This is a genomic window from Ralstonia sp. Ralssp135 (genome assembly GCF_047304345.1).
Taxonomy (GTDB): domain Bacteria; phylum Pseudomonadota; class Gammaproteobacteria; order Burkholderiales; family Burkholderiaceae; genus Ralstonia; species Ralstonia chuxiongensis.
Map to the genome: position 1 here is coordinate 30,289 of NZ_JBGLYZ010000033.1, position 19,909 is coordinate 50,197.

The 19,909-nt window shown below is 64.0% G+C and carries 20 protein-coding genes; 11 read left to right on the forward strand and 9 right to left on the reverse strand.

Features of this window, described 5'->3' with window-relative positions; genetic code table 11:
• Positions 1–258: 258 nt before the first annotated feature.
• The 5 genes from ACCD03_RS19740 to ACCD03_RS19760 form a co-directional block, all read right to left on the reverse strand.
• A complete protein-coding gene (locus ACCD03_RS19740) occupies positions 259–1,155 on the reverse strand; it encodes an ABC transporter permease (RefSeq protein WP_413412646.1) in 897 nt (298 codons plus the stop codon).
• Entirely contained in the window at positions 1,145–1,939 is a 795-nt protein-coding gene (locus ACCD03_RS19745; RefSeq protein ID WP_045202037.1) for an ABC transporter ATP-binding protein, read from the reverse strand. The genes ACCD03_RS19740 and ACCD03_RS19745 overlap by 11 nt, the downstream gene beginning before the upstream one ends.
• Positions 1,940–1,995: 56 nt before the next feature.
• Entirely contained in the window at positions 1,996–2,718 is a 723-nt protein-coding gene (locus ACCD03_RS19750) for a GntR family transcriptional regulator (protein ID WP_045202034.1), read from the reverse strand.
• Positions 2,719–2,864: 146 nt separating this feature from the next.
• Positions 2,865–5,141, reverse strand: a complete 2,277-nt coding sequence (locus ACCD03_RS19755; protein ID WP_045202033.1) for a nitric-oxide reductase large subunit — start codon at positions 5,139–5,141, stop codon at positions 2,865–2,867.
• Between the two features lie 32 nt (positions 5,142–5,173).
• Positions 5,174–5,464 carry a DUF2249 domain-containing protein gene (locus ACCD03_RS19760; protein ID WP_004627827.1) on the reverse strand — a complete coding sequence of 97 codons (291 nt, stop codon included), beginning with the start codon at positions 5,462–5,464 and terminating at the stop codon, positions 5,174–5,176.
• Between the two features lie 273 nt (positions 5,465–5,737).
• Between ACCD03_RS19760 and nirK the strand changes: the two genes are divergently transcribed.
• From nirK to ACCD03_RS19775, 3 genes are read left to right on the forward strand one after another with little or no spacing between them, the layout of a single operon-like run.
• Positions 5,738–7,237 (forward strand): copper-containing nitrite reductase, encoded by a 1,500-nt coding sequence (gene nirK, locus ACCD03_RS19765; RefSeq protein WP_253535157.1) that lies wholly within the window; start codon positions 5,738–5,740, stop codon positions 7,235–7,237.
• A gap of 46 nt (positions 7,238–7,283) precedes the next feature.
• On the forward strand, positions 7,284–8,045 hold the full coding sequence (locus ACCD03_RS19770; protein ID WP_413412663.1) for a formylglycine-generating enzyme family protein: 762 nt from the start codon (positions 7,284–7,286) through the stop codon (positions 8,043–8,045).
• Positions 8,042–8,626, forward strand: a complete 585-nt coding sequence (locus ACCD03_RS19775) for an SCO family protein (protein WP_045202029.1) — start codon at positions 8,042–8,044, stop codon at positions 8,624–8,626. Before ACCD03_RS19770 ends, ACCD03_RS19775 begins: the two co-directional genes overlap by 4 nt.
• 18 nt (positions 8,627–8,644) lie before the next feature.
• On the opposite strand, the gene ACCD03_RS19780 is transcribed toward ACCD03_RS19775, so the two are convergent.
• The gene (locus tag ACCD03_RS19780; RefSeq protein ID WP_413412647.1) at positions 8,645–9,493 is read right to left on the reverse strand and encodes a fumarylacetoacetate hydrolase family protein; all 849 of its coding nucleotides are present in this window, start codon (positions 9,491–9,493) and stop codon (positions 8,645–8,647) included.
• On the reverse strand, positions 9,490–10,272 hold the full coding sequence (locus ACCD03_RS19785) for a GntR family transcriptional regulator (RefSeq protein WP_413412648.1): 783 nt from the start codon (positions 10,270–10,272) through the stop codon (positions 9,490–9,492). The genes ACCD03_RS19780 and ACCD03_RS19785 overlap by 4 nt, the downstream gene beginning before the upstream one ends.
• A gap of 216 nt (positions 10,273–10,488) precedes the next feature.
• Between ACCD03_RS19785 and ACCD03_RS19790 the strand changes: the two genes are divergently transcribed.
• From ACCD03_RS19790 to ACCD03_RS19815, 6 genes are all read left to right on the forward strand, one after another.
• Positions 10,489–11,796 carry an MFS transporter gene (locus ACCD03_RS19790; protein WP_316673126.1) on the forward strand — a complete coding sequence of 436 codons (1,308 nt, stop codon included), beginning with the start codon at positions 10,489–10,491 and terminating at the stop codon, positions 11,794–11,796.
• A gap of 161 nt (positions 11,797–11,957) precedes the next feature.
• Complete coding sequence (locus tag ACCD03_RS19795) at positions 11,958–12,686, forward strand: aspartate/glutamate racemase family protein (RefSeq protein ID WP_024978375.1); 729 nt, start codon at positions 11,958–11,960, stop codon at positions 12,684–12,686.
• Positions 12,687–12,707: 21 nt separating this feature from the next.
• Positions 12,708–14,123, forward strand: a complete 1,416-nt coding sequence (gene hydA, locus ACCD03_RS19800; protein WP_260781168.1) for a dihydropyrimidinase — start codon at positions 12,708–12,710, stop codon at positions 14,121–14,123.
• 30 nt (positions 14,124–14,153) lie between these two features.
• On the forward strand, positions 14,154–14,891 hold the full coding sequence (locus ACCD03_RS19805; RefSeq protein WP_413412649.1) for an aspartate/glutamate racemase family protein: 738 nt from the start codon (positions 14,154–14,156) through the stop codon (positions 14,889–14,891).
• Between the two features lie 87 nt (positions 14,892–14,978).
• Positions 14,979–15,863 carry a LysR family transcriptional regulator gene (locus ACCD03_RS19810; RefSeq protein ID WP_024978378.1) on the forward strand — a complete coding sequence of 295 codons (885 nt, stop codon included), beginning with the start codon at positions 14,979–14,981 and terminating at the stop codon, positions 15,861–15,863.
• Between the two features lie 146 nt (positions 15,864–16,009).
• Positions 16,010–16,963 carry an AEC family transporter gene (locus tag ACCD03_RS19815; RefSeq protein WP_413412650.1) on the forward strand — a complete coding sequence of 318 codons (954 nt, stop codon included), beginning with the start codon at positions 16,010–16,012 and terminating at the stop codon, positions 16,961–16,963.
• A gap of 27 nt (positions 16,964–16,990) precedes the next feature.
• Here ACCD03_RS19815 and ACCD03_RS19820 read toward each other — a convergent pair whose 3' ends face one another.
• Both ACCD03_RS19820 and ACCD03_RS19825 read right to left on the reverse strand, forming a co-directional pair.
• Positions 16,991–18,037, reverse strand: coding sequence for an alpha/beta fold hydrolase (locus ACCD03_RS19820; protein WP_413412651.1), 1,047 nt, complete (start codon positions 18,035–18,037; stop codon positions 16,991–16,993).
• A 34-nt stretch (positions 18,038–18,071) separates the two neighbouring features.
• The gene (locus ACCD03_RS19825; protein WP_045202009.1) at positions 18,072–18,470 is read right to left on the reverse strand and encodes a cupin domain-containing protein; all 399 of its coding nucleotides are present in this window, start codon (positions 18,468–18,470) and stop codon (positions 18,072–18,074) included.
• 329 nt (positions 18,471–18,799) lie between these two features.
• On the opposite strand from ACCD03_RS19825, the gene ACCD03_RS19830 reads away from it, so the two are divergent.
• On the forward strand, positions 18,800–19,051 hold the full coding sequence (locus tag ACCD03_RS19830; protein WP_413412652.1) for a hydroxyquinol 1,2-dioxygenase: 252 nt from the start codon (positions 18,800–18,802) through the stop codon (positions 19,049–19,051).
• Between the two features lie 60 nt (positions 19,052–19,111).
• Positions 19,112–19,894, forward strand: coding sequence for an alpha/beta fold hydrolase (locus ACCD03_RS19835; RefSeq protein WP_413412653.1), 783 nt, complete (start codon positions 19,112–19,114; stop codon positions 19,892–19,894).
• Positions 19,895–19,909 lie beyond the last annotated feature (15 nt).

The window sequence follows — 19,909 nt, forward strand, 5'->3', positions numbered from 1 at the left end:
GTGTTGGTGGTGCATCTGGTGTTTCGTCCCCTGCCGGGGCCGACTCACTTTCTTTGTCTTGCCAAAGAAAGTAAGCAAAGAAAGGCGCGCCCGATGCGACGAAAGACTCCTTGAATTTCCGTGACCGTGCGGAGAAGGAGGCAAACTCGCTTCGCTCAAACAGGCCTCCTTCTTTTTTCCGCCCGCTCACAAAAATTCAAGGCGCCGCATAGGGCAGGGTACGGCCAAACCGTCTGGGCGCTTGCGTTGCGCCAATGCTCAGTTCTGCATGCCCCAGCGTTTGACGGTGCGGGCTTCCAGCGTGCGGAACACCAGGTTCTCGACGAGCAGGCCGATGATGATGACGGTCAGCAGGCCGGCGAACACTTCGGGAATCTGCAGTTGGTTCTTGTTCTCGTAGATGTACCAGCCGAGGCCGCCTTGGCCAGAGCTCACGCCAAACACGAGTTCCGATGCAATCAACGTGCGCCATGCGAAGGCCCAGCCGATCTTCAGGCCTGTGAGGATGGATGGGAACGCTGCCGGGATCAGGATCTTGGTCAGATACCCCATACCAGAAAGCCCGTAGTTGCGGCCCACCATACGCAGCGTGTTCGATACCGACAGGAAGCCTGCATGCGTGTTGAGCGATACGGCCCACACCACGGAATGCACGATCACGAAGATCAGGCTGCCGTTGCCCAGGCCGAACCACACGAGCGCGATTGGCAGCAGGGCGATGGCGGGCAGCGGGTTGAACATGGCAGTGAGCGTTTCCAGGAAGTCCTGCCCGAGCCGATTGCTGATGCCCAGTACCACCAACGCACACGACAACGCCAAGCCCAGCGCGTAGCCCGCCAGCAGCGTTTGCATCGACGTGCCGATGCGAGCAAACAGCGTGCCGCTAGCCAGGCCAGCCCACAGCGCTTGCACGGTATCGGAGAAGGTCGGCATCAACAGCGGGTTGTCGAGCCAGCGTGCACCGCCTTCCCACACGAGTGCCAGCACGACGAGGATGACGAGCTTGCGCAGCCACGCCTGCTCGTACAGGCGTTCAGCAAAGGAGAGCGGTTTTTCCACCACGCCGATACGCTCGAACGCCACGGGCGTGCTGTAGACGGGGGCGCGGTTGCTGATGTCGGTGGTGGCCGGCATGGAAAGCGTTTCAGTCTGCATGGGTTTCCTCCACCGTGCGGGCGAACAGCATGTCGTGAATCTCGGCTTCTAGCGCCTTGAAGCGCTCAGGATCATCATCGTCGCGCGCGAGGCTCGGCAGTTCGGCGCGCACCTGGCCGGGATGCGGCGAGAGAATCAGGATGCGGCTGCCGCAGCGGATCGCCTCCGGAATCGAGTGCGTGACGAACAGCACGGTGAAGCGCGTTTCATCCCACAGCTGCAGCAATTCGTCCTGCATCTTGCGGCGCGTGAGCGCGTCAAGCGCGGCGAAGGGCTCGTCCATCAGCAGCACGTCAGGTTCCATCGCCATGCCGCGGGCGATGGCCACACGCTGTTTCATCCCGCCCGACAGCATGTGCGGGTGATGGTCGGCAAACTTGGTCAGATTGACTTTGTTGATGTAGTGCAGGGCGCGTTCTTCGGCTTCACGCGCGCCCAGCTTGCCCGTGGAGAGCAACGGGAACAGTACGTTCTCTTTCACCGTCTTCCATGGCAGGAGCTGGTCGAACTCCTGGAACACCATCATGCGATCCGGGCCAGGCTTGGTCACGGGCTGGCCCTTCAGGCGGATCTCGCCTTCGGTGGGCGTGAGGTAGCCGCCGATGGCCTTGAGCAAGGTCGATTTACCGCAGCCCGATGGGCCCAGCAGGATGTAGCGCTCGCCGGGATAGACCTGAAAGTCGACGCGGTAGGTGGCCGTCACCAGATGCTGGCGTGTCTTGTACTGCAGTGTGACGCCGCGCACGTCCAGCAGCGGTGGGGCCGTCGATGAGTTGGCCTGCATGATGTTGTCTCCTGTGTGTGTTTTCTTGTCGGTATGGCTGGCCGCGTGTGGGCGCGTTACCGGATATCCACGTGGTATCGGAAGTGCGCCGCCGCGCCGCGTGAGCGCCGCCATTCAAGCGGTATCCGGTCGTAGCCGCGCGCAACGCGTTCGATCACCATCACCGGATCGCCGGGCTGGATGCGCAAGAGACGCGCATACGTTGCGTTGACGGCCTCGGCGGTGAGCGTTTCTTCGGCGCTGGCGATGATCTGGCCGCAGTGGGATTCGTACAGCGGATACAGCAGGTCGCCAAACGCGTCGAGTTCCAGCGTGGCGAGCGGGGCGAAACGGTCGTACGGCAACCAGATTTCTTCGGCCAGCATTGGCGCGCCATCCAGCAGGCGCAGCCGTGTCAGGCGAATGACCGGCGAGCCGGTTTCAATCTGCAGACCCGCAGCCGGCGCAGACGGCGCATCGAGCACGTCGCGCTTGAGGATGCGGCTCTCAGGAATGCGTCGCTCGCCGCTTTCACTCTGGAAACGGAAGAAGCGGAACAAGGAGCTGGCAAAGCTGGCGCGCCGCACGAAGGTGCCGCGGCCCTGGAAGCGTTCGAGCAGCCCTTCGGCCACCAATACGTCTACAGCTTTGCGGACGGTGCCGACCGCCACGTTGTACGTCTTGGCAAGCTCGGCTTCGGTCGGGATGGCGTCGCCCGGGCGCCAGTGCTGTTGGGCGATCTGCGCGGCCAGATCGTCGCGCAATTGCTGATAGCGGGGCAGGCGGAGATCGGCGGGCATGGGGTATCTGAAGTGGTCAACTATTCATCTATATGACTCGTCATTGTAGGGAGCTTGTGAGCGGCAGGCATTACAGGAAAACCCGCAGGGCCCGGTCGAATCGACACGGGCCCTGCGGGTTTTTGAGAGAACTGCGCGGTTAAGAATTAACGCATGGCGCGAGCCGAAGCCGGCAGCGGCTCGGTCTGTTGTGCCTTCGGACGGCGCAGCAGCCGCAGCGCATACCAAGCCAGCACAAGCGCACCGATGGCGAACACGATGTCACCCGGCACACGCAGCCAGACCAGCGTTTCCATCACTTTCGAGTGCACCACCTCCGGCGAACGGGCGTACCACATGCCCTTGGTGACGCTGGCCCAGGCCTGGTAGATACCGGCCGGCAACAGCGACATGAACACCATCATTGCCAGGCCGATGTTCAGGCCCCAGAACGCGGGCTTGAGCAGGCGATCGGCATGCAGGCTGCGCGCATACAGGCCGCGCAGGCAGAACAGCATCAGACCGATACCGAGCATGCCGTACACCCCGAACAGCGCGGCGTGTCCGTGGGCGGCCGTCATGTTCAGACCCTGCACGTAGTACAGCGAAGCAGGCGGGTTGATGGCGAAGCCGAGCAGGCCGGCGCCGACGGTGTTCCAGAAGCCCACGGCCACGAAGCACAGCACGGGCCACTTGTAGGCGTTGAGCCACGGCGTGCCTTGCGTGCGGCGATAGTTCTGCAGCGCTTCGAGCCCGATCAGCGAAAGCGGCACCACTTCCAGCGCAGAGAACACCGCACCCACCGAGATGATCGAGGTCGGTGTCCCCGTGAAGTACAGGTGATGCAGCGTGCCCAGGATGCCGCCGAACAGGAACACGATCGTCTCGGCCACGATGGCGCGGTTGGCGCTGGTGGCACGGATCAGGCCCAGGCGCGTGAAGATCAGCGCAATGACGGCGGTGGCGAACACTTCAAAGAAGCCCTCGACCCACAGGTGGACGAGCCACCAGCGCCAGTATTCGATCATCGAATAGTGCGTGTGTTGGCCCCACACCAGCGAGGTCGAATAGAACCCGCCGATGCACGTGGCCGACAGGAACACCATGGCGATCAGCCCGCGCGATTCCGACGGCGTCTTCAGTGCCGGCCACAGCGCGCGGCCCAGCAGCACGACCCAGAACAGCAGGCCGACGAACAGCAAGATTTGCCACACGCGGCCCATGCTGGTGTATTCCAGCCCCTGGTTACCGACCCAGAAGCCGAAGTCCGCACCGCGATGCTGCAGCGTGCCGAGCCAGCCGGTGGCGATGGAGCCCACCACGATAAAGATCAGCGCCCAGAACAGCACATCAACGCCCAGCTTCTGGAACTTCGGTTCACGCCCCGACAGCAGCGGTGCAATGTACAGGCCTGTGGCCAGCCACGCCGTGGCAATCCACAGCACGCCAAGCTGCGTGTGCACGGTGCGGCTGATCACGTACGGCAGCACCTGCGCCAGGGGAATCCCGAAGAACGATTCACCTTCCACCGCATAGTGCGCGGTGATGGCGCCCATGCCGATCTGCACCAGCATCAGGCCGATCACGGCAAAGAAGTACTTGCGCGTGGCCTTCATCGACGGCGTGGCAACCACGTTGAGGAACGGATCGGCCGGCAGCGGCGCAGCCTCCTCTTCGTGCTTGCTGCTGCCGTGCAGCCACAGCATGGCGGCAATACCGCCCAGCAGCAGCACGATGCTGACCATCGACCACATGGCGGCACCGCCGGTCATGGTGTTGCCCACGAGCGGTTCATGCGGCCAGTTGCTCGTATACGAGATGTCGGTCTCGCCCGGGCGGTCGGCAGCGGCGGCCCACGACGTCCAGAAGAAGAACGCAGCTAGGGCTTCGCGATCGGCCGCCTCCGGCAGCACGCCGGTAGCCATGGCGTATTGATCACGCAGCGTTGCCAGCGACGGATCGGTGCCGAACAGGGCCTCGAAGTGCTGCGACACACCGCGGATGGCCTCTGCGCGCTCACGCGACACGGTCAGGATGTCGTGATTTGCGTCGTACGTATTGCGGCGCATTTCCTCTTTTACGCTGGCGTCGACGGCGGCTTGCTGCACGGTCGTCAACGGCGCATCGGTATCGAACTGCTGATGCGCGCGGATGGCTTGCAGCGCCGTGGCTTCACGGTGAAGCCAATCGGCAGACCAGTCAGGCGCAACGTAGCTACCGTGGCCCCAGACGGTGCCAAGCTGCTGGCCGCCGGCTGCCAGCCAGGCTTCCTGGCCGCGCTGGATTTGTTCGCCGGTAAAGAGCACCTCGCCCACAGAGGTGACGACGGCATGCGGAATCGGCGGCGCTGCCAGATAGATCTGCCGGCCCAGATAGCCCAATGCTCCGAACGACAGGATGAAGATCAGGCCGAGCCACCGCCATAGCCTTTGGTTGTTTTTCATGACAAGGTTCCTTGCAGGATGCAATCGGAAGTTCAGGCGCCACCACCGCAACCACCACAGCAGTGGCCAGCGCTGGCGGCAGATGCCACCTTGGTGATGGCAACGCGCCACGTGCCGGGGCCGCGCTCCAGGTAGTCCCAGGAAAACTGGCCCGGGCGCTCCACTTGAAACTGCGACTGCAGCGGGCGCGGATCGTGATCGTTGATCAGCTCCAGGCTCTGGCCGATGCCGAGTTCCCCGAAGGCGGAGAAGATCAGCGGATGGCGCTCGCGCGGCGCCAGCACGCGGAGGTCGAGCTGGATGGTGGAGGCGGACTGTGTCATGGGGATTCCCTCTGTGGGTGTCGCATCAAAAAGATGCATTAAGGATGCAACTATATTACTGAGGGGAATCTCCGGTGTTATTGATGTATATCAGATGCTTGTTTTATGGGTATCTTGATGTGGCGAATCACGCCACGACTGGGCTTGCGCGCCACGCGGTGCGGTGGATGTACCGGTCGGGGCCGGTTTTCGTTTGCGCTGTATCAAAGCCCTAATGGCCTCCGGGGCCTAACGTGGAGCGGACGACACCAGACCGATACACGGGAGAAAAAAATGAGCCGTCTTCACACCGTCCGCAGCCTGATGCGCGCGGGCTTGATTTCTGTGGTGCTGGGCGCACTGCTTGCGGGCACTGCGGCCCGCGCCGCCAGCGCCAAGTTGCCGGGTGACTTCGGACCGCCGCGTGGCGAGCCGATCCACGCCGTCCTAACGAGCCCGCCGCTTGTGCCACCGCCGGTTCACCGGAACTATCCAGCCAAGGTCATCGTGGAGCTGGAAGTGGTCGAGAAGGAAATGCAGATCTCCGAAGGCGTCAGCTACACCTTCTGGACGTTCGGCGGCACCGTTCCCGGCAGCTTCATCCGCGTGCGGCAGGGCGACACGGTGGAGTTCCACCTCAAGAACCACCCAAGCAGCAAGATGCCGCACAACATCGACCTGCACGGCGTGACCGGGCCGGGCGGCGGCGCAGCATCGAGCTTCACCGCACCTGGCCATGAATCGCAGTTCACCTTCAAGGCGCTCAACGAGGGCATCTACGTCTACCACTGCGCCACCGCGCCGGTGGGCATGCATATCGCCAACGGCATGTACGGCCTGATCCTGGTCGAACCGCCCGAAGGCCTGCCCAAGGTTGATCACGAGTACTACGTCATGCAGGGCGATTTCTACACGGCCGGCAAGTACCGCGAGAAGGGCCTGCAGCCATTCGACATGGAAAAGGCCATCGACGAACGCCCGAGCTACGTGCTGTTCAACGGTGCCGAAGGTGCGCTTACCGGCGACAAGGCGCTGCACGCCAAGGTGGGTGAAACGGTGCGCATCTTCGTTGGCAACGGCGGGCCCAACCTTGTCTCCAGCTTCCACGTGATCGGCGCCATCTTCGATCAGGTGCGCTACGAGGGCGGCACCAACGTGCAGAAGAACGTGCAGACCACGTTGATCCCGGCGGGTGGCGCGGCGGTTGTGAAGTTCACCGCGCGCGTGCCCGGCAGCTATGTGCTGGTTGACCACTCGATCTTCCGAGCCTTCAACAAGGGCGCCATGGCGATCCTCAAGGTGGATGGCCCGGAGAACAAGCTCGTGTATTCCGGCAAGGAACTGGATTCGGTGTACCTGGGCGATCGTGCGGCACCCAATATGAGCGCCGTCACCAAGGCGACCGAGGCTTCGGTGAGCGGCACGCTGACCGTGCAGGATCAGGTGCAGGCTGGCCGCGCGCTGTTTGCGGGTACCTGCTCGGTGTGCCACCAGGGCAATGGCGCCGGCTTGCCGGGCGTGTTCCCGCCGCTTGCCAAGTCGGATTTCCTGGCGGCAGATCCGAAGCGCGCCATGAACATCGTGCTGCACGGCCTGAACGGCAAGATCAAGGTCAACGGGCAGGAATACGACTCCGTCATGCCGCCGATGACGCAGCTCAATGACGACGAGGTCGCCAACATCCTGACCTACGTGCTCAACAGCTGGGACAACCCCGGTGGCCGCGTGAGCGCAGACGACGTGAAGAAGGTACGTGCCCAGCCGGCGCCTGCCAAGGCCGTGGCCGAACATTGACCGGATCTGCACGACCATGGGCCGCCTGACCTTGCACCTTGCTGCCATGTTGATGGCGCTGGCTAGCGCTGCCGCACAGGGCGCCGCCTATGTGCGGTTGCCCGGCGGCGACTTCGACAGCGTGCTGCCCCAGAACGCACCGGGGCAGCCGCAGCGGGTGCGCATCGAGCCGTTTGAGTTGCGCACCACGCCGGTCACCATCGGTGAGTTCCAGGGCTTCGTGCAACGTCACGAGGCCTGGCAGCGCGGCCGGGTGCCGCAAGTCTTTGCCGGCAAGGCCTACCTTGCCGACTGGGCCGATGCGACGCACGCCGATGCGCAAGCCTCACCTCAAGCGCCGGTGACTGGCGTGAGCTGGTTTGCGGCCCGTGCCTATTGCGAAAGCGAAGGCGCGCGCCTGCCGACGTGGCTTGAGTGGGAATCCGCCGCTGCCGCCGACGCAACACGTGCTGACGCCCGCGACGACCCGCAATGGGCGCAACGCATTCTCGGCTGGTACGAACGGCCCGCCACGCGTGTGTTGCCACCCGTTGGCGGCCCAGCGGATGTCCATGGCGTGCGCGATCTGCACGGCCTGATCTGGGAATGGGTCGACGATTTCAACGCACTCTTTATCGCCGGGGATAGCCGCACGCAGGGCGACCCCGACAAGCAGAAGTTTTGCGGCGCCGGTGCCATCAGCATCGTGCGCCGCGACAGCTACGCCGTGCTGATGCGCGTGGCGTTGCTGTCATCACTTGAGGGCGCCGATGCCACGGGAAGCCTTGGCTTTCGCTGCGCCCGATCCATCAATGGAGAACGTCCATGACGCTTCTTAAGCAACTTTGCCGTGCCTTCGTGGCACTTATGCTGGCCGGTGCCGCAGCCGCCGCGCTTGCTGCCGGGCCCGTCGCTTCGGGCTCGCTGTATCAATCTGACGTGGCGTTGACCGACCAGAACGGCCGCGTCTTCCACCTGGCAGACCTGCGCGGCGAGCCGGTACTCGTGAGCATGTTCTATTCGTCGTGCCAGATGGTCTGCCCGATGATCTTCGAGACCATTCGCGCGACGCTCGCCAAGGGCGGTAAGCCTGCGCACGACGGCGTGCGTGTGCTGATGGTGACGGTCGACCCCGAGCGTGATTCCGTTGCGGCGCTCAAGAAGACGGCCAACGCGCATGGCGCCGACGACCGCTGGCAAGTCGCCCGCGCAAACGCCAGCGGCACGCGCGAGGTGGCGGCACTGCTGGGCGTGCAATACCGGCGCCTGGCAGATGGCGATTTCAACCATTCGAGCACGATCCTGCTGCTGGACGCAGAAGGGCGCATCACCGCGCGCACCAATACGCTGGGCGCGGTCGATCCGAAGCTGGTGGATGCCATGCGCAAGCTGGTGGCGGCGCAACGCTAAGCCGGCCGCGCCGCATGTTCAGGCTTTGGTGTAGGCGGCGACCGTCTGCGTTTGCACGCCAAGGCCGTCGATGCCCAGGCGCATGGTGTCACCGGCCTTGAGATAGCGCGGGGGCTTGGCTCCCATGCCCACGCCGGGCGGCGTGCCGGTGCAAATCAGGTCACCCGGGTGCAGCGTCATGAAGCGGCTGACGTAGCTCACCAGATGCGCCACGCCAAACACCATGGTCGCCGTGTTGCCCCGCTGTGCACGTTCGCCATTGACGTCGAGCCAAAGGCCAAGCGCTTGCGGGTCGGGCACTTCGTCGCGCGTGACCAGCCACGGGCCGACGGGGCAGAAGGTGTCGCAGCCCTTGCCCTTGTCCCATGTGCCGCCGCGCTCAAGCTGGAACTCGCGCTCCGACACATCATTCACCACGCAATAGCCGGCAACGTGTGAGAGCGCTTCTTCGCGGGAAACATCGCTCGCCGTCTTGCCGATCACCACACCGAGTTCAACCTCCCAGTCGGTCTTTTCAGAGCCGCGCGGCAGCATGACCGCATCATTGGGGCCGTTCAAAGCGCTGTTTGCCTTGAGAAAGAGGATAGGTTCTGCGGGGGGGGGCAAGCCGGCCTCGGCTGCGTGGTCGGCATAGTTCAGGCCGATCGCGATGATCTTGCCGATACCGGTCCATGGCACGCCAAAACGGCTATCCGGCATCAAGGGCAAGGCGGCGATGTCGACGCCCGCGAGCTGCGCGAGGGCAGCACCGGACAACTGCTGCGGGCCCAGTTCGCCAACCACACCAGACAGGTCGCGCACGCGGCCTTGCATATCGATCAGGCCCGGGCGTTCTGCGCCGGGCGCCCCCACGCGTACGAGTTTCATTGCGCGCCTTTCTTGGGGGCTTCCTTGGTCGATCGGGTCGGGCGCCCGGCCTCGGCCAGGCTGCTTGCCACGACGCTCAGCACTTCCTTGGCAGTGTTCTCCGAGTGCAGGCGCAGCACCTGTGCCAGGCGTGGGCGCCCTGGCTCGCGAAGGGCGGCCATGATGGCTTCGTGTTCTTCGTGCGATTCCTGCCAGCGCAGCGTGTCGGCGTTGGCCGCGCCGCGCGCGCGGTGCACCTTGCTCATCAACGTCGCGTAAATGCCGGCCAGCACAGGGTTGGCCGTGCCATCAATGATGAGCTGGTGAATTTCCTGGTTGATGCGGAAGTACTCGGTGCGCCTGCCCGCCGCGTGCGCGTCGAGCATTGCCTGGTGCTTGCGTTCCAGGCGCGCCAGAGCCACCTCGGACAACCGCGCCGCCGCCAGTTCTCCAGCCGTGAATTCCAGCCCATGCAGCGTTTCGAAGGTTGCGCGCAGTTCATCCAGATCGAGCGGGGCGACGCGGTAGCCGATGTACTGCCGATGCAGCACCAGACCCTCGGCCACCAGCACCTTGAGCGCCTCGCGCAGCGGCGTCTTGGAAACATCGAACATTTCACAGAACGCACGCTCGTCGATGCGGGCGCCGGGCGGCAACTCGCCTTCTTCGATGAGGGTGCGCAGGCGTGAGGCGATTTCGGCCGACATGCCGAGCGTTCGCAGGCGAGGGGATTGGAGCAGCGGTTGAGTCACAGACGTCACCAGAATGGGGAAGATGCACCACAAAAGGCTATCACACACCGATATTGTGCTTTTTACAGTCAATAAAATCAACAACTTACAGATGTTGTAATTACAGATTACGTATCCTATACTCGGCCACGTTGCGCAACACAAACCAATCAAATCGACTTGGGAGGTCGTTTCGGTGGGCGGAGTTGGGGCGGATCGGCGTCAAGACCGGCCCCCAAGCCCGTTTTCCGAAACGACTTCCGGAGCTACCAGGAGACACGCGTAATGGAAACCACAAGCCCGGCCCCGGCCATGGCGCTAACGGAGACGAAGAGCTCTGTGCGCTGGAAGATTTTCTTGATGATGTTGATGCTGATTTCCATCAACTACGTCGACCGCGCATCGTTGTCGGTCGCCATGCCGTTGATTGCGAAGGAATTCAACATCGGCCCGGCGGCGCAAGGCTTACTGCTGAGTTCGTTCTTTCTGACGTACGCGCTCATGCAGATTCCGGGCGGCATGCTGGCCGACCGCTTTGGGCCGCGTGTGGTGATTGCCGGCGCCACGCTGGGCTGGGGCTTCTTCCAATCCATTGCGGCGCTGTGTACCGGTTGGGTGCCGCTACTCGTCACGCGTCTTGGCCTGGGTGCGGCCGAGGCGCCCATCTACCCCGCCGGCGGCAAGCTCAACGCCATCTGGATGACGCAGAACGAACGCGGTCGCGGTGCCACGCTGCTCGACGGCGGCGCGCCGCTGGGCGCGGCACTGGGCGCACTCATCATCGCCGGGCTGATCGCCGAATTCGATTCATGGCGCACGTCGTTCGTGGTGGCTGGTATCGGGACGATGGTGGCGGGCCTCTTTTCGTGGTGGTACATCCGCAACCACCCGCGCGAGCATCCGTCCGTCAATGATGCTGAAGCCTCCTACATCGAAGATGCACATGCCGCCGACCAGGCTGCTGAACCCGCCGCTGTCAGCGGCAACGTGCTGGACTTTTTCAAGTACCGCTCGGTGTGGGGCATGTTCTTCGGCTGGATGTGCTTCAACGCATTGTTCTACGGTCTGCTGACCTGGATGCCGACCTATCTGTCGAAGGTGCATGGGCTGGACATCAAGGAGATGGGCGGTGCCGTGTTCACCATGTTCTTCTCCGGTTTTGTGGGCGAGATGGTGGGTGGATGGATTGCGGACAAGTGGATGGCCACCGGGGCATCGCGAGCCCGGGTGCTGCGCACGCTGTTCGGCATTGCTTCGGTACTGGCCACGATCGCCATCTACACGGTAGCGCGCTTCAAGGAGCCGGCCGTTGTGGTGGCTCTGTTGTCGACCACGTTGTTCTTCCTGCGCTGGTGCGGCCTGTTTTGGTGCATTCCGTCGATCCTGGGAACGCGCAAGCGTGTGGGTTTCCTGGGCGGCACGATGAATCTGGGCGGCAACTTCGCCGGGGTCGGCATGCCGATCATCGTCGGCCTGATCGTGCAGACGACCGGTTCGTACGACATGGCGCTGATGCTGTTTGCGGCCGCCGGCGCGGGCCTCTTCATCTGCTCGACGCTGCTGATCGACTACAGCAAGAAGCTGCCGGTCTGAGGCGCGATGAACTAACGTCAGCCAACGCCATTCGCGCCTGCGGCGCGGCGTTTGCTTCCGACTGCTCACCACAAGCTGCACCGTACTCATCAACATAACAAGCTGGCCCCGATGCTCACACTTGCGTGCACCGGGGCGCGCAAACCACGAAGAAGACTCCCATGACAAAACGCATCAAGCTCGGCATGCTCACGCCATCGTCCAACACGGCGCTGGAACCCATTACCAGCGCCATGGTGAGCGGCCTGCCCAATGTGAGCGCGCATTTCTCGCGCTTTACCGTGACGGAAATTTCGCTGCGCGACCAGGCGCTTGGGCAGTTCGATCTGGAGAAGATCCTGAACGCCGCCAAGTTGCTGGCCGACGCGCACGTCGACGTGATTGCCTGGAACGGCACGTCATCGGGGTGGCTCGGCTTTGAGAAAGACGAGGCGCTGTGCCGTCAGATCACGGAAGCCACCGGCATTCCGGCCACCACGTCAGTGCTGGCGCTCAACGAGATCCTGGCCAAAACCGGCGCACGCGATTTCGCGCTCGTTACGCCGTATCTGGACGACGTGCAGCAGCGCATCGTGCAGAACTATGCGCGCCACGGTTTCAAGTGCGTGGCCGAGCGCCATCTGGACTTGCACGTCAACCACAGCTTTGCCGACGTGGAAGAAGACACCATCCGTACCCTGGTGCGCGACGTGGCGCAGCAAAAGCCGGCCGCCATCACCACGTTCTGCACGAACCTGCGCGCCGCTCACCTGGTTGAAGCGCTGGAAGCGGAAACGGGCATCCCCGTGTACGACACCATCTCGACCGTCGTGTGGAAATCGCTGCGGCTCGCAGGCGTCGACACGCGCGAGCTGCGTGGCTGGGGCCGCCTGTTCTCGGACGTTGCTTAACGGAATGAAGGAGCGCTAAGCATGTCCACGGAACTCGACCTGGTGATCCGCAATGCGGATGTGGTGACCGCGTCCGATCGCTTTAGCTGCGACATCGGTGTGCGCGATGGCCGCATCGCCGTGCTCGGCCACGGCTTGCCGCGCGGCGCGCGAGAGATGGATGCCAGCGGTCTGCTGGCGCTGCCGGGTGGCGTCGACGGTCATTGTCATCTCGACCAGCCCATGCCCGACGGCATGCGCATGGCCGACGATTTCTTTACCGGCACGCGCGCGGCCATCTGCGGTGGCACGACAACGGTGATCCCGTTTGCCGCGCAAGAGAAGGGCGGCTCGCTCAAGGCGGCGGTGGCCGATTACCACCGGCGCGCCGAGGGCCGCGCGGTGGCCGATTATGGCTTTCATCTGATCGTGGCCGATCCCACGCCCGACGTGCTGAAGCACGAACTGCCGGAGCTGATTCGCCAGGGCTACACCTCGTTCAAGGTCTACATGACGTATGACGACCTGAAGCTGTCCGACCGCGAAATGCTCGACGTGCTGGACGTGGCCAAGCAGAACAACGCCCTCGTGATGGTGCATGCGGAAAACGCCGACTGCATTTCCTGGCTGACCGAGAAGCTGGTCGGCGAAGGCCGCATCTCGCCACGCTTCCATGGCCTGTCACGCCCGGCTGCCGTGGAGCGTGAGGCCACGCACCGTGCCATCACCTTTGCCGAACTGGTGGACGTGCCGATCCTGATCGTGCATGTCTCCGGCAAGGAAGCCATCGAGCAGATTCGCTGGGCACAAAGCCGTGGCTTGCAGATCCTGGCCGAGACCTGTCCGCAATACCTCTACCTGACCGCCGAAGACATGGGCCTGCAAGGTGACGATGGCTACGAAGGTGCCAAGTGCGTCTGCAGCCCACCACCGCGCGATCCGGAAAACCAGGCGGCTGTCTGGCGCGCGCTTGCAGGGGGCGTGTTCAGCGTGTTCTCTTCCGACCATGCGCCGTTCAACTATGACGACCCGGAAGGCAAGAAGCTTGGTGGTCAGGCGCAACCGTTCGACCATATTCCCAACGGCGTACCCGGTATCGAGACGCGATTGCCGCTGCTGTTTGATGGCGTTGCGCGCGGCAAGCTGTCGCTGCACCAGTTTGTAGAGCTGACGTCGTATCGCCCGGCACGGCTGTACGGTTTGTACCCTCGCAAGGGCACGATTGCCGTGGGGGCCGATGCCGACATCACGCTGTGGGATCCGGAGCGCCGCGTGCGTATCACCAACGATGCGTTGCATCACGCGGTCGACTACACGCCCTATGAAGGCATCGAAGTGACCGGCTGGCCGGTGCATTGCTTCTCGCGCGGCGAGATGTTGGTCGAAAACGGCAAGTACCTCGAACCGGCACCGGGGCGCGGGCAGTTCCTGCCGGCGGGCGCGCCGTCGCTGGTTTGACGGTTTTGGTTGGGTTCTCAAAATTTCATCATGCGTATTCTGGTCGTCAATCCCAATATCTCCGAGAGCGTGACGGAGTTGATTCATGCCGAGGCGCGTCGCTCCGTGTCACCCGGCACCACCCTCACGATGGCGACGGCGCCATTTGGCGTGGCCTATATCGAAACGCGCTTCGAAGCACTGGTGGGCGGCTACGCCACTGCGTGCGTCGTCGCCGAACATGCCGGTCAATTCGACGGCGTGGTTGTCGCGGCGTTTGGGGATCCGGGCCTGGCCGGCATCAAGGAGCTGTGCAACGTGCCGGTGGTCGGCATGACAGAAGCGGCGCTGGCCAGCGCCTGCCTGCTCGGCCAGCGCTTTTCGATCATCGCCATTTCGAACCGTATCCAGACGTGGTACCGCGAGTGCGTAGCCGCCAATGGGCTGTCGTCGCGGCTGGCGAGCGTGCGCTCTTTGCAGCAGCCGCTGCGCGACATCGGCAGCGTGCAGGAAGACCATGCGGCACGGCTGGAGGAACTTAGCCTGCAGGCAGTGCGTGAAGACGGCGCTGACGTGATCATCGTGGCCGGCGCACCGCTTGCCGGGCTGGCCCGGACACTCAAAGACCGCATTCCCGTGCCGGTGGTGGACGGCGTCTCCAGCGCCATCCGCCATTGCGAGAGCCTGATTGCGCTTGCCCCGAACGGAGCGGCGGAAGGCAGCTTTGCGCGTCCGCCGCACAAGCCAAACCGCGGGTTGCCTCCTGCGCTGGCTGCCATGCTGGCGTAAGCGGGTTGTCTCACTGCCCTGGAGGGCGGGCCGATGTGGCGAGAGGTACGATGCGCTATCTGCACCCGATCGAACCTCGTATCCGCCATGTCTCTCCGCGCCTTGAGAACGCTCGTTGCCATCGCCCGCCACCGCACGTTTGCGCGTGCCGGCGAGGCCATCGGGCTCACGCAGTCGGCCGTCAGCCTGCAGGTCAAATCGCTGGAAGAGGAGTTCAACGTCCGCCTGTTCGACCGCTCCCGCCGCGAGCCCGCGCTGACAGAGGCGGGCCGCATCGTGCTCGCCCAGGCCGAACAGATCCTCGCGCTGTATGACCGCATTCCCGATGCGCTGAGCGATGAGAGGGCGCTGGTCGGGCGGTTGCGCATCGGCGCCATCCAGACCGCGCTATCCGGGCCGCTGCCCAACGCGCTGCTAGCCCTGCGGACGGCGCATCCGGGTCTGCGCGTGCACGTGGCCGCCGGCATGTCGGCCGAGCTTGCACAGCGCGTGGCCGACGGCGAACTCGACGCCGCAATTACCTCGCACCCCGTGCGGCCGCATCCGGCGGAACTGGTGTGGACAACGCTCTATGAAGACCGCTTCTGGCTGCTCGCCCCCGCCCAATATGCCGAGCATGATGCGCGCGCGCTGCTGACCGAGCTGCCGTTTATCCGCTTTGATGCGCAGGCCTGGGCCGGCCGCATGATTGCTTCGGAACTGCGGCGCCTGGGCGTGCGGGTGCGTGAAGAGATGGTGCTCGACAACAAGGACACGATCGTGCGCATGGTGGCAAGCGGATTGGGCGCCGCCGTGGTGGCGCTATCCGACTCCGAACTGACGCAATTGCCGCCCATTGCCCGGCTGGCGTTCGGCCAACCGCAATTGCACCGCGCGGTGGTACTGCTTGAACACCAATCGCGGACTGCACAGCGCTTTACCCAGGCATTGGCCGATGCCGTGGTCGCTTCTGCAATGAGAATTTCTCATTGATCGCCAGATAAATAACAATTATTGCTGCTGTGACTGCGTGATAGCTTGGCGGTGTTCCTGTTTCTCGCCGAGCACCTCATGCCGTTCTGCACGCTCCTCTGCTTCTCGCCCGCATTGCGGGCACGCCACGGTGCAGGAGCACGGCCATGACCGCTGCAATCCTGCTCGCTCTCGCGCCTGTTGCGCTTCTGGTGGCGCTCGGCCATTGGCTCAAGCGCTCCGCTTTCCTCGCCGAAACCTTCTGGCCGCAGGCTGAGCGGCTCTGCTACTACGTCCTCTTGCCCGCGCTATTCATGCACGGACTGGCCACGGCGCACATGCAGTCGCTGCCTGTGCTGCCGCTCGTGCTGACGTTGATTGGTGCGACATTGCTCGTGGCAGTTGCGCTAATGCTGGGCCGGCCGTGGATGCAAGTGGATGGCGCGGCGTTCACCTCGGTGTTTCAGGGGGCCGTGCGGTTCAACAACTATGTAGGCGTGTCGCTCGCCACGGGCATCTTCGGCGCCAAGGGGATTGCGCTGGCGGCGGTGTGCAACGCGGCGATTGTGCCGACAGTCAATCTGCTGTGCGTGCTGGTCTTCGCCCGCTATGGCGCGGTACGCCTCAGTGGGCGTGCGCTGGTGCGTCAGATCGTGACGAATCCGCCGGTGGTGGCCTGCACGCTGGGCATTGCCATGCAGGCGCTGGGGCTGCAGATGCCCGTGGCGATCGAGCCGGCGGTGCGTGCGCTCGGGATGGCGTCCATGCCGCTGGGCCTGCTGTGCGTGGGGGCCGCGCTCAACTTCAGCGGCGTGCGTTCGTGGGCGCAGCCGGTGCTGGTGTCGTCGGTCATCAAGTTCCTGGCCATGCCCGTGTTGACGCTCGCCCTTGGCCACGCGCTCGGCCTGACCGATGCTGCGTTGATCGTGGCGCTGCTGTTCCAAGCGCTGCCCACGGCATCCTCGTCGTACATCATGGCGCGTCAACTGGGCGGGGACGCGCCGCTCATGGCCGGCATCACCGCCGCCCAGACGGTGATGGCCGCGGCAGCCATGCCGGCCGTGATGACGCTGCTGGCCCTCACGCGCGGATTACCCGAAGGGTTGCTCTCGGCGTTGTGAGCCAGAAGCGTCAAAGGGCTTGGCGGTTCAGAGGTGCGCCACATCCAGCATGGCCTGCACAAACGCCTTTGGCGCTTCCTGGGGCAGGTTGTGCCCGATGCCGCCACCGATGTTCCGGTGCTGGTACTTGCCCGTGAACTTCTTCGCATAGGCTGACGGCTCCGGGTGCGGTGCGCCGTTGGCATCGCCTTCCATGGTGATGGTGGGCACCGCGATGGCCGGCGCGGTGGCCAGGCGCTGTTCCAGCGCGTCGTACTTCGATTCACCCTGCGCCAGCCCCAGGCGCCAGCGGTAGTTGTGGATGACGACGGCAACGTGATCGGGGTTGTCGAATGCGGTGGCGCTGCGGTCGTATGTGGCGTCGTCAAACTTCCACGTGGGCGAAGCAAGCTTCCAGATCAGGCGGTTGAACTCCTTGCAGTTGGCGGCGTAACCCTGCGCGCCACGCTCCGTCGTGAAATAGAACTGGTACCACCACGCAAATTCCGCGGCCGGCGGCAACGGCTTGCGGTTCGCCTCCTGGCTGCCGATCAGGTAGCCGCTGACAGATACCAGCGTCTTGCAGCGCTCCGGCCACAGCGCCGCGATGATGTCGGCCGTGCGCGCGCCCCAGTCATATCCGCCAAAGTGCGCCTGCTTGATCTTCAATGCGTCCATGAACGCGATGATGTCGGCGGCCAGCGCTGCCTGCTGCCCGTTGCGCGGCGTGTCTGCGGAGCGGATGCGCGTCGATCCATAGCCGCGCAGATACGGCACCAGCACGCGATAGCCTGCCGCCGCCAGCGCGGGCGCCACCTCTGCATAGCTGTAGATGTCATACGGCCAGCCGTGCAGCAGGATCATCACGGGGCCGTTCTTCGGTCCAAGGTCTGCGTAGCCGATGTTGAGCACGCCGGCATCGATCTGCTGCAGCGTGCCGAACGGGTTGGCTTGTCCGGCCAGCAGCGCGCTTGCATTGGGGGACGGTGCCGGTTGTGCATGCACAAGTTCGGCCAGCCCGAGATCGAGCACGCCAATGCTGGCGATGGTGGTGCCCAGAAGGCGGCGACGGCGGAGGTTGACGGGGTTCGACATGGGGGTTCTCTCTTTGCGGTGGTTGGGGCAGGGATTAGTGAACGAGCTTGACCAGCGGCTCACCGGACTTCACGACATACGTGGCCAGTTCCGATGCCTTGCCGCTGCCAACGTTTCTTGCCGAGTGCGCAATGCCGGCCGGGATGAACAACGAATCGCCGGTCTGCAGCGTCACGGGAGGCTGGCCATCCAGCCGGTATTCGATCGTGCCTTGCAGGACGTGGGCGATTTCCTCGCCGGGGTGGACATGCGCGGGGGCGAATGCACGCTCATCGAAATCCACGCGCACTTGCAGGGTTTCGCGACCTGGCACGCTCAGGTCGTGGTGGACGAGATCGGTCCGATGCAGGCCTGCGGCTTGCGCAAACGCGTTGTGCGCGCCCAGGGCGCCTGCCAGTACGAGCAACGTTGCGGTCAATCGGGTCGGTTGCATGAGGGCTCCAGTGATCAAGGATGGATGACGAGGCGGGGTCTTGTTTGCCTCGTTTCCAGCATTGGGCGCCTGCGATGTATCCGGTCGGTTTCACGATGCCGCCGATTTGTATTGCTTTGTAGCAACGGGCATCGATGGACGGGGTTTTGTATGCGTTTGTATCCGGCGGCAGCTCCGGTACATGCCCAGACAAAACGGCTAGCACATCGCTACGTGCCGGATACGTCAGGCGACTTAAATGCATTCCGTGGCCACGACGCCGGGCCAACGCAACGCAAAGCACCGGCAGGCCGCGCAATCCCAAACCAACCGTTCAAAGGAAATCGATCATGACCCGCAATCTCGCCAAGACCCTCGCTTTTGTTGTACTCGCTGTGGCAGCTGCCGGGGCCCAAGCCGCTTCGTCAGTCGGCGCACGCGACCCGTACACCGATGGCGCCCGCGCCGTGCAAAGCGCGGTGGACGCCTATACAGAGGGCGCGCGTTCGTCTGATGTCTATACGGACGGCGCGCGTGCCACCGACATCTACACCGATGGCGCCCGCAGCGCGAATCCGTACTACGACGGTGCGCACGCCTGAAGCGGCAGCCTCGCGCACACCCCATCCCACCGAGAACCGAACAGATAACAAGGACCCGACATGTTCAACCGCAAAGCCGTCTCCATCGCAGCGCTGGCACTTGGCATGGCCGCCAGTGCGCCCCTCTTTGCCGCTACGGCGGCCGATGCCAATCAACCTTCCGTCGTGATCGTGCACGGCGCTTTTGCCGATGGGTCCGACTGGGCCAAGGTGATCCCGCTGCTGCAGGCCAAGGGCGTGAAGGTGCGGGCGGTGCAGAACGGACTGAACTCGCTGGCTGACGATGTGGCTGCAACGCGCCGGGCGATTGGCAACCAGGCCGGCAAGGTCGTGCTGGTGGGGCACTCGTGGGGCGGCACGGTCATCACGGAAGCCGGCGCCGACAGCAAGGTTGCCGGGCTGGTGTATGTGGCCGCGTTCGCGCCGGACGCCGGGCAGTCGACGGAAGAGGTGGGCAAGGACTACGCGCCCGCGCCGGGCATCAGCAAGCTCGTCGCTGATGCCAACGGCTATCTGTCACTGCCTGCCGAGGCGCTGGCGAGCGACTTTGCCCAGGATGTGCCCGCTGCCCAGGCGCGCGTGATGGCCGCCACGCAAGGGCCCATCAAGGCGACGGCATTTGCCGAGCGCACCACGGTGGCGGCGTGGCAGAGCAAGCCGTCGTGGTTCATCGTCAGCGCGCACGACCGGATGATTCAACCGGATCTGGAGCGTGCCATGGCCAGGAAGATTGGCGCCAAGGTGACGACGCTGCCGACGAGCCACGTCCCGCAGCAGTCGCGGCCGCAGGATGTGGCAAAGGTGATTCTCGATGCGGTGCACGCGGTCGAGGCGCGCAACTAAGGCCGCGCGTGTTGT

What these genes read in the sequence shown, in the direction of transcription:
- ACCD03_RS19755 (WP_045202033.1), bottom strand. Translation starts at nt 5,141, where the DNA reads ATGAAAAACAACCAAAGGCTATGGCGGTGGCTCGGCCTGATCTTCATC.
- hydA (WP_260781168.1), top strand. Translation starts at nt 12,708, where the DNA reads ATGTCCACGGAACTCGACCTGGTGATCCGCAATGCGGATGTGGTGACC.
- ACCD03_RS19770 (WP_413412663.1), top strand. Translation starts at nt 7,284, where the DNA reads ATGTTGATGGCGCTGGCTAGCGCTGCCGCACAGGGCGCCGCCTATGTG.
- ACCD03_RS19795 (WP_024978375.1), top strand. Translation starts at nt 11,958, where the DNA reads ATGACAAAACGCATCAAGCTCGGCATGCTCACGCCATCGTCCAACACG.
- nirK (WP_253535157.1), top strand. Translation starts at nt 5,738, where the DNA reads ATGAGCCGTCTTCACACCGTCCGCAGCCTGATGCGCGCGGGCTTGATT.
- ACCD03_RS19835 (WP_413412653.1), top strand. Translation starts at nt 19,112, where the DNA reads ATGTTCAACCGCAAAGCCGTCTCCATCGCAGCGCTGGCACTTGGCATG.
- ACCD03_RS19815 (WP_413412650.1), top strand. Translation starts at nt 16,010, where the DNA reads ATGACCGCTGCAATCCTGCTCGCTCTCGCGCCTGTTGCGCTTCTGGTG.
- ACCD03_RS19775 (WP_045202029.1), top strand. Translation starts at nt 8,042, where the DNA reads ATGACGCTTCTTAAGCAACTTTGCCGTGCCTTCGTGGCACTTATGCTG.
- ACCD03_RS19810 (WP_024978378.1), top strand. Translation starts at nt 14,979, where the DNA reads ATGTCTCTCCGCGCCTTGAGAACGCTCGTTGCCATCGCCCGCCACCGC.
- ACCD03_RS19820 (WP_413412651.1), bottom strand. Translation starts at nt 18,037, where the DNA reads ATGTCGAACCCCGTCAACCTCCGCCGTCGCCGCCTTCTGGGCACCACC.
- ACCD03_RS19740 (WP_413412646.1), bottom strand. Translation starts at nt 1,155, where the DNA reads ATGCAGACTGAAACGCTTTCCATGCCGGCCACCACCGACATCAGCAAC.
- ACCD03_RS19825 (WP_045202009.1), bottom strand. Translation starts at nt 18,470, where the DNA reads ATGCAACCGACCCGATTGACCGCAACGTTGCTCGTACTGGCAGGCGCC.
- ACCD03_RS19780 (WP_413412647.1), bottom strand. Translation starts at nt 9,493, where the DNA reads ATGAAACTCGTACGCGTGGGGGCGCCCGGCGCAGAACGCCCGGGCCTG.
- ACCD03_RS19830 (WP_413412652.1), top strand. Translation starts at nt 18,800, where the DNA reads ATGACCCGCAATCTCGCCAAGACCCTCGCTTTTGTTGTACTCGCTGTG.
- ACCD03_RS19745 (WP_045202037.1), bottom strand. Translation starts at nt 1,939, where the DNA reads ATGCAGGCCAACTCATCGACGGCCCCACCGCTGCTGGACGTGCGCGGC.
- ACCD03_RS19790 (WP_316673126.1), top strand. Translation starts at nt 10,489, where the DNA reads ATGGAAACCACAAGCCCGGCCCCGGCCATGGCGCTAACGGAGACGAAG.
- ACCD03_RS19760 (WP_004627827.1), bottom strand. Translation starts at nt 5,464, where the DNA reads ATGACACAGTCCGCCTCCACCATCCAGCTCGACCTCCGCGTGCTGGCG.
- ACCD03_RS19750 (WP_045202034.1), bottom strand. Translation starts at nt 2,718, where the DNA reads ATGCCCGCCGATCTCCGCCTGCCCCGCTATCAGCAATTGCGCGACGAT.
- ACCD03_RS19805 (WP_413412649.1), top strand. Translation starts at nt 14,154, where the DNA reads ATGCGTATTCTGGTCGTCAATCCCAATATCTCCGAGAGCGTGACGGAG.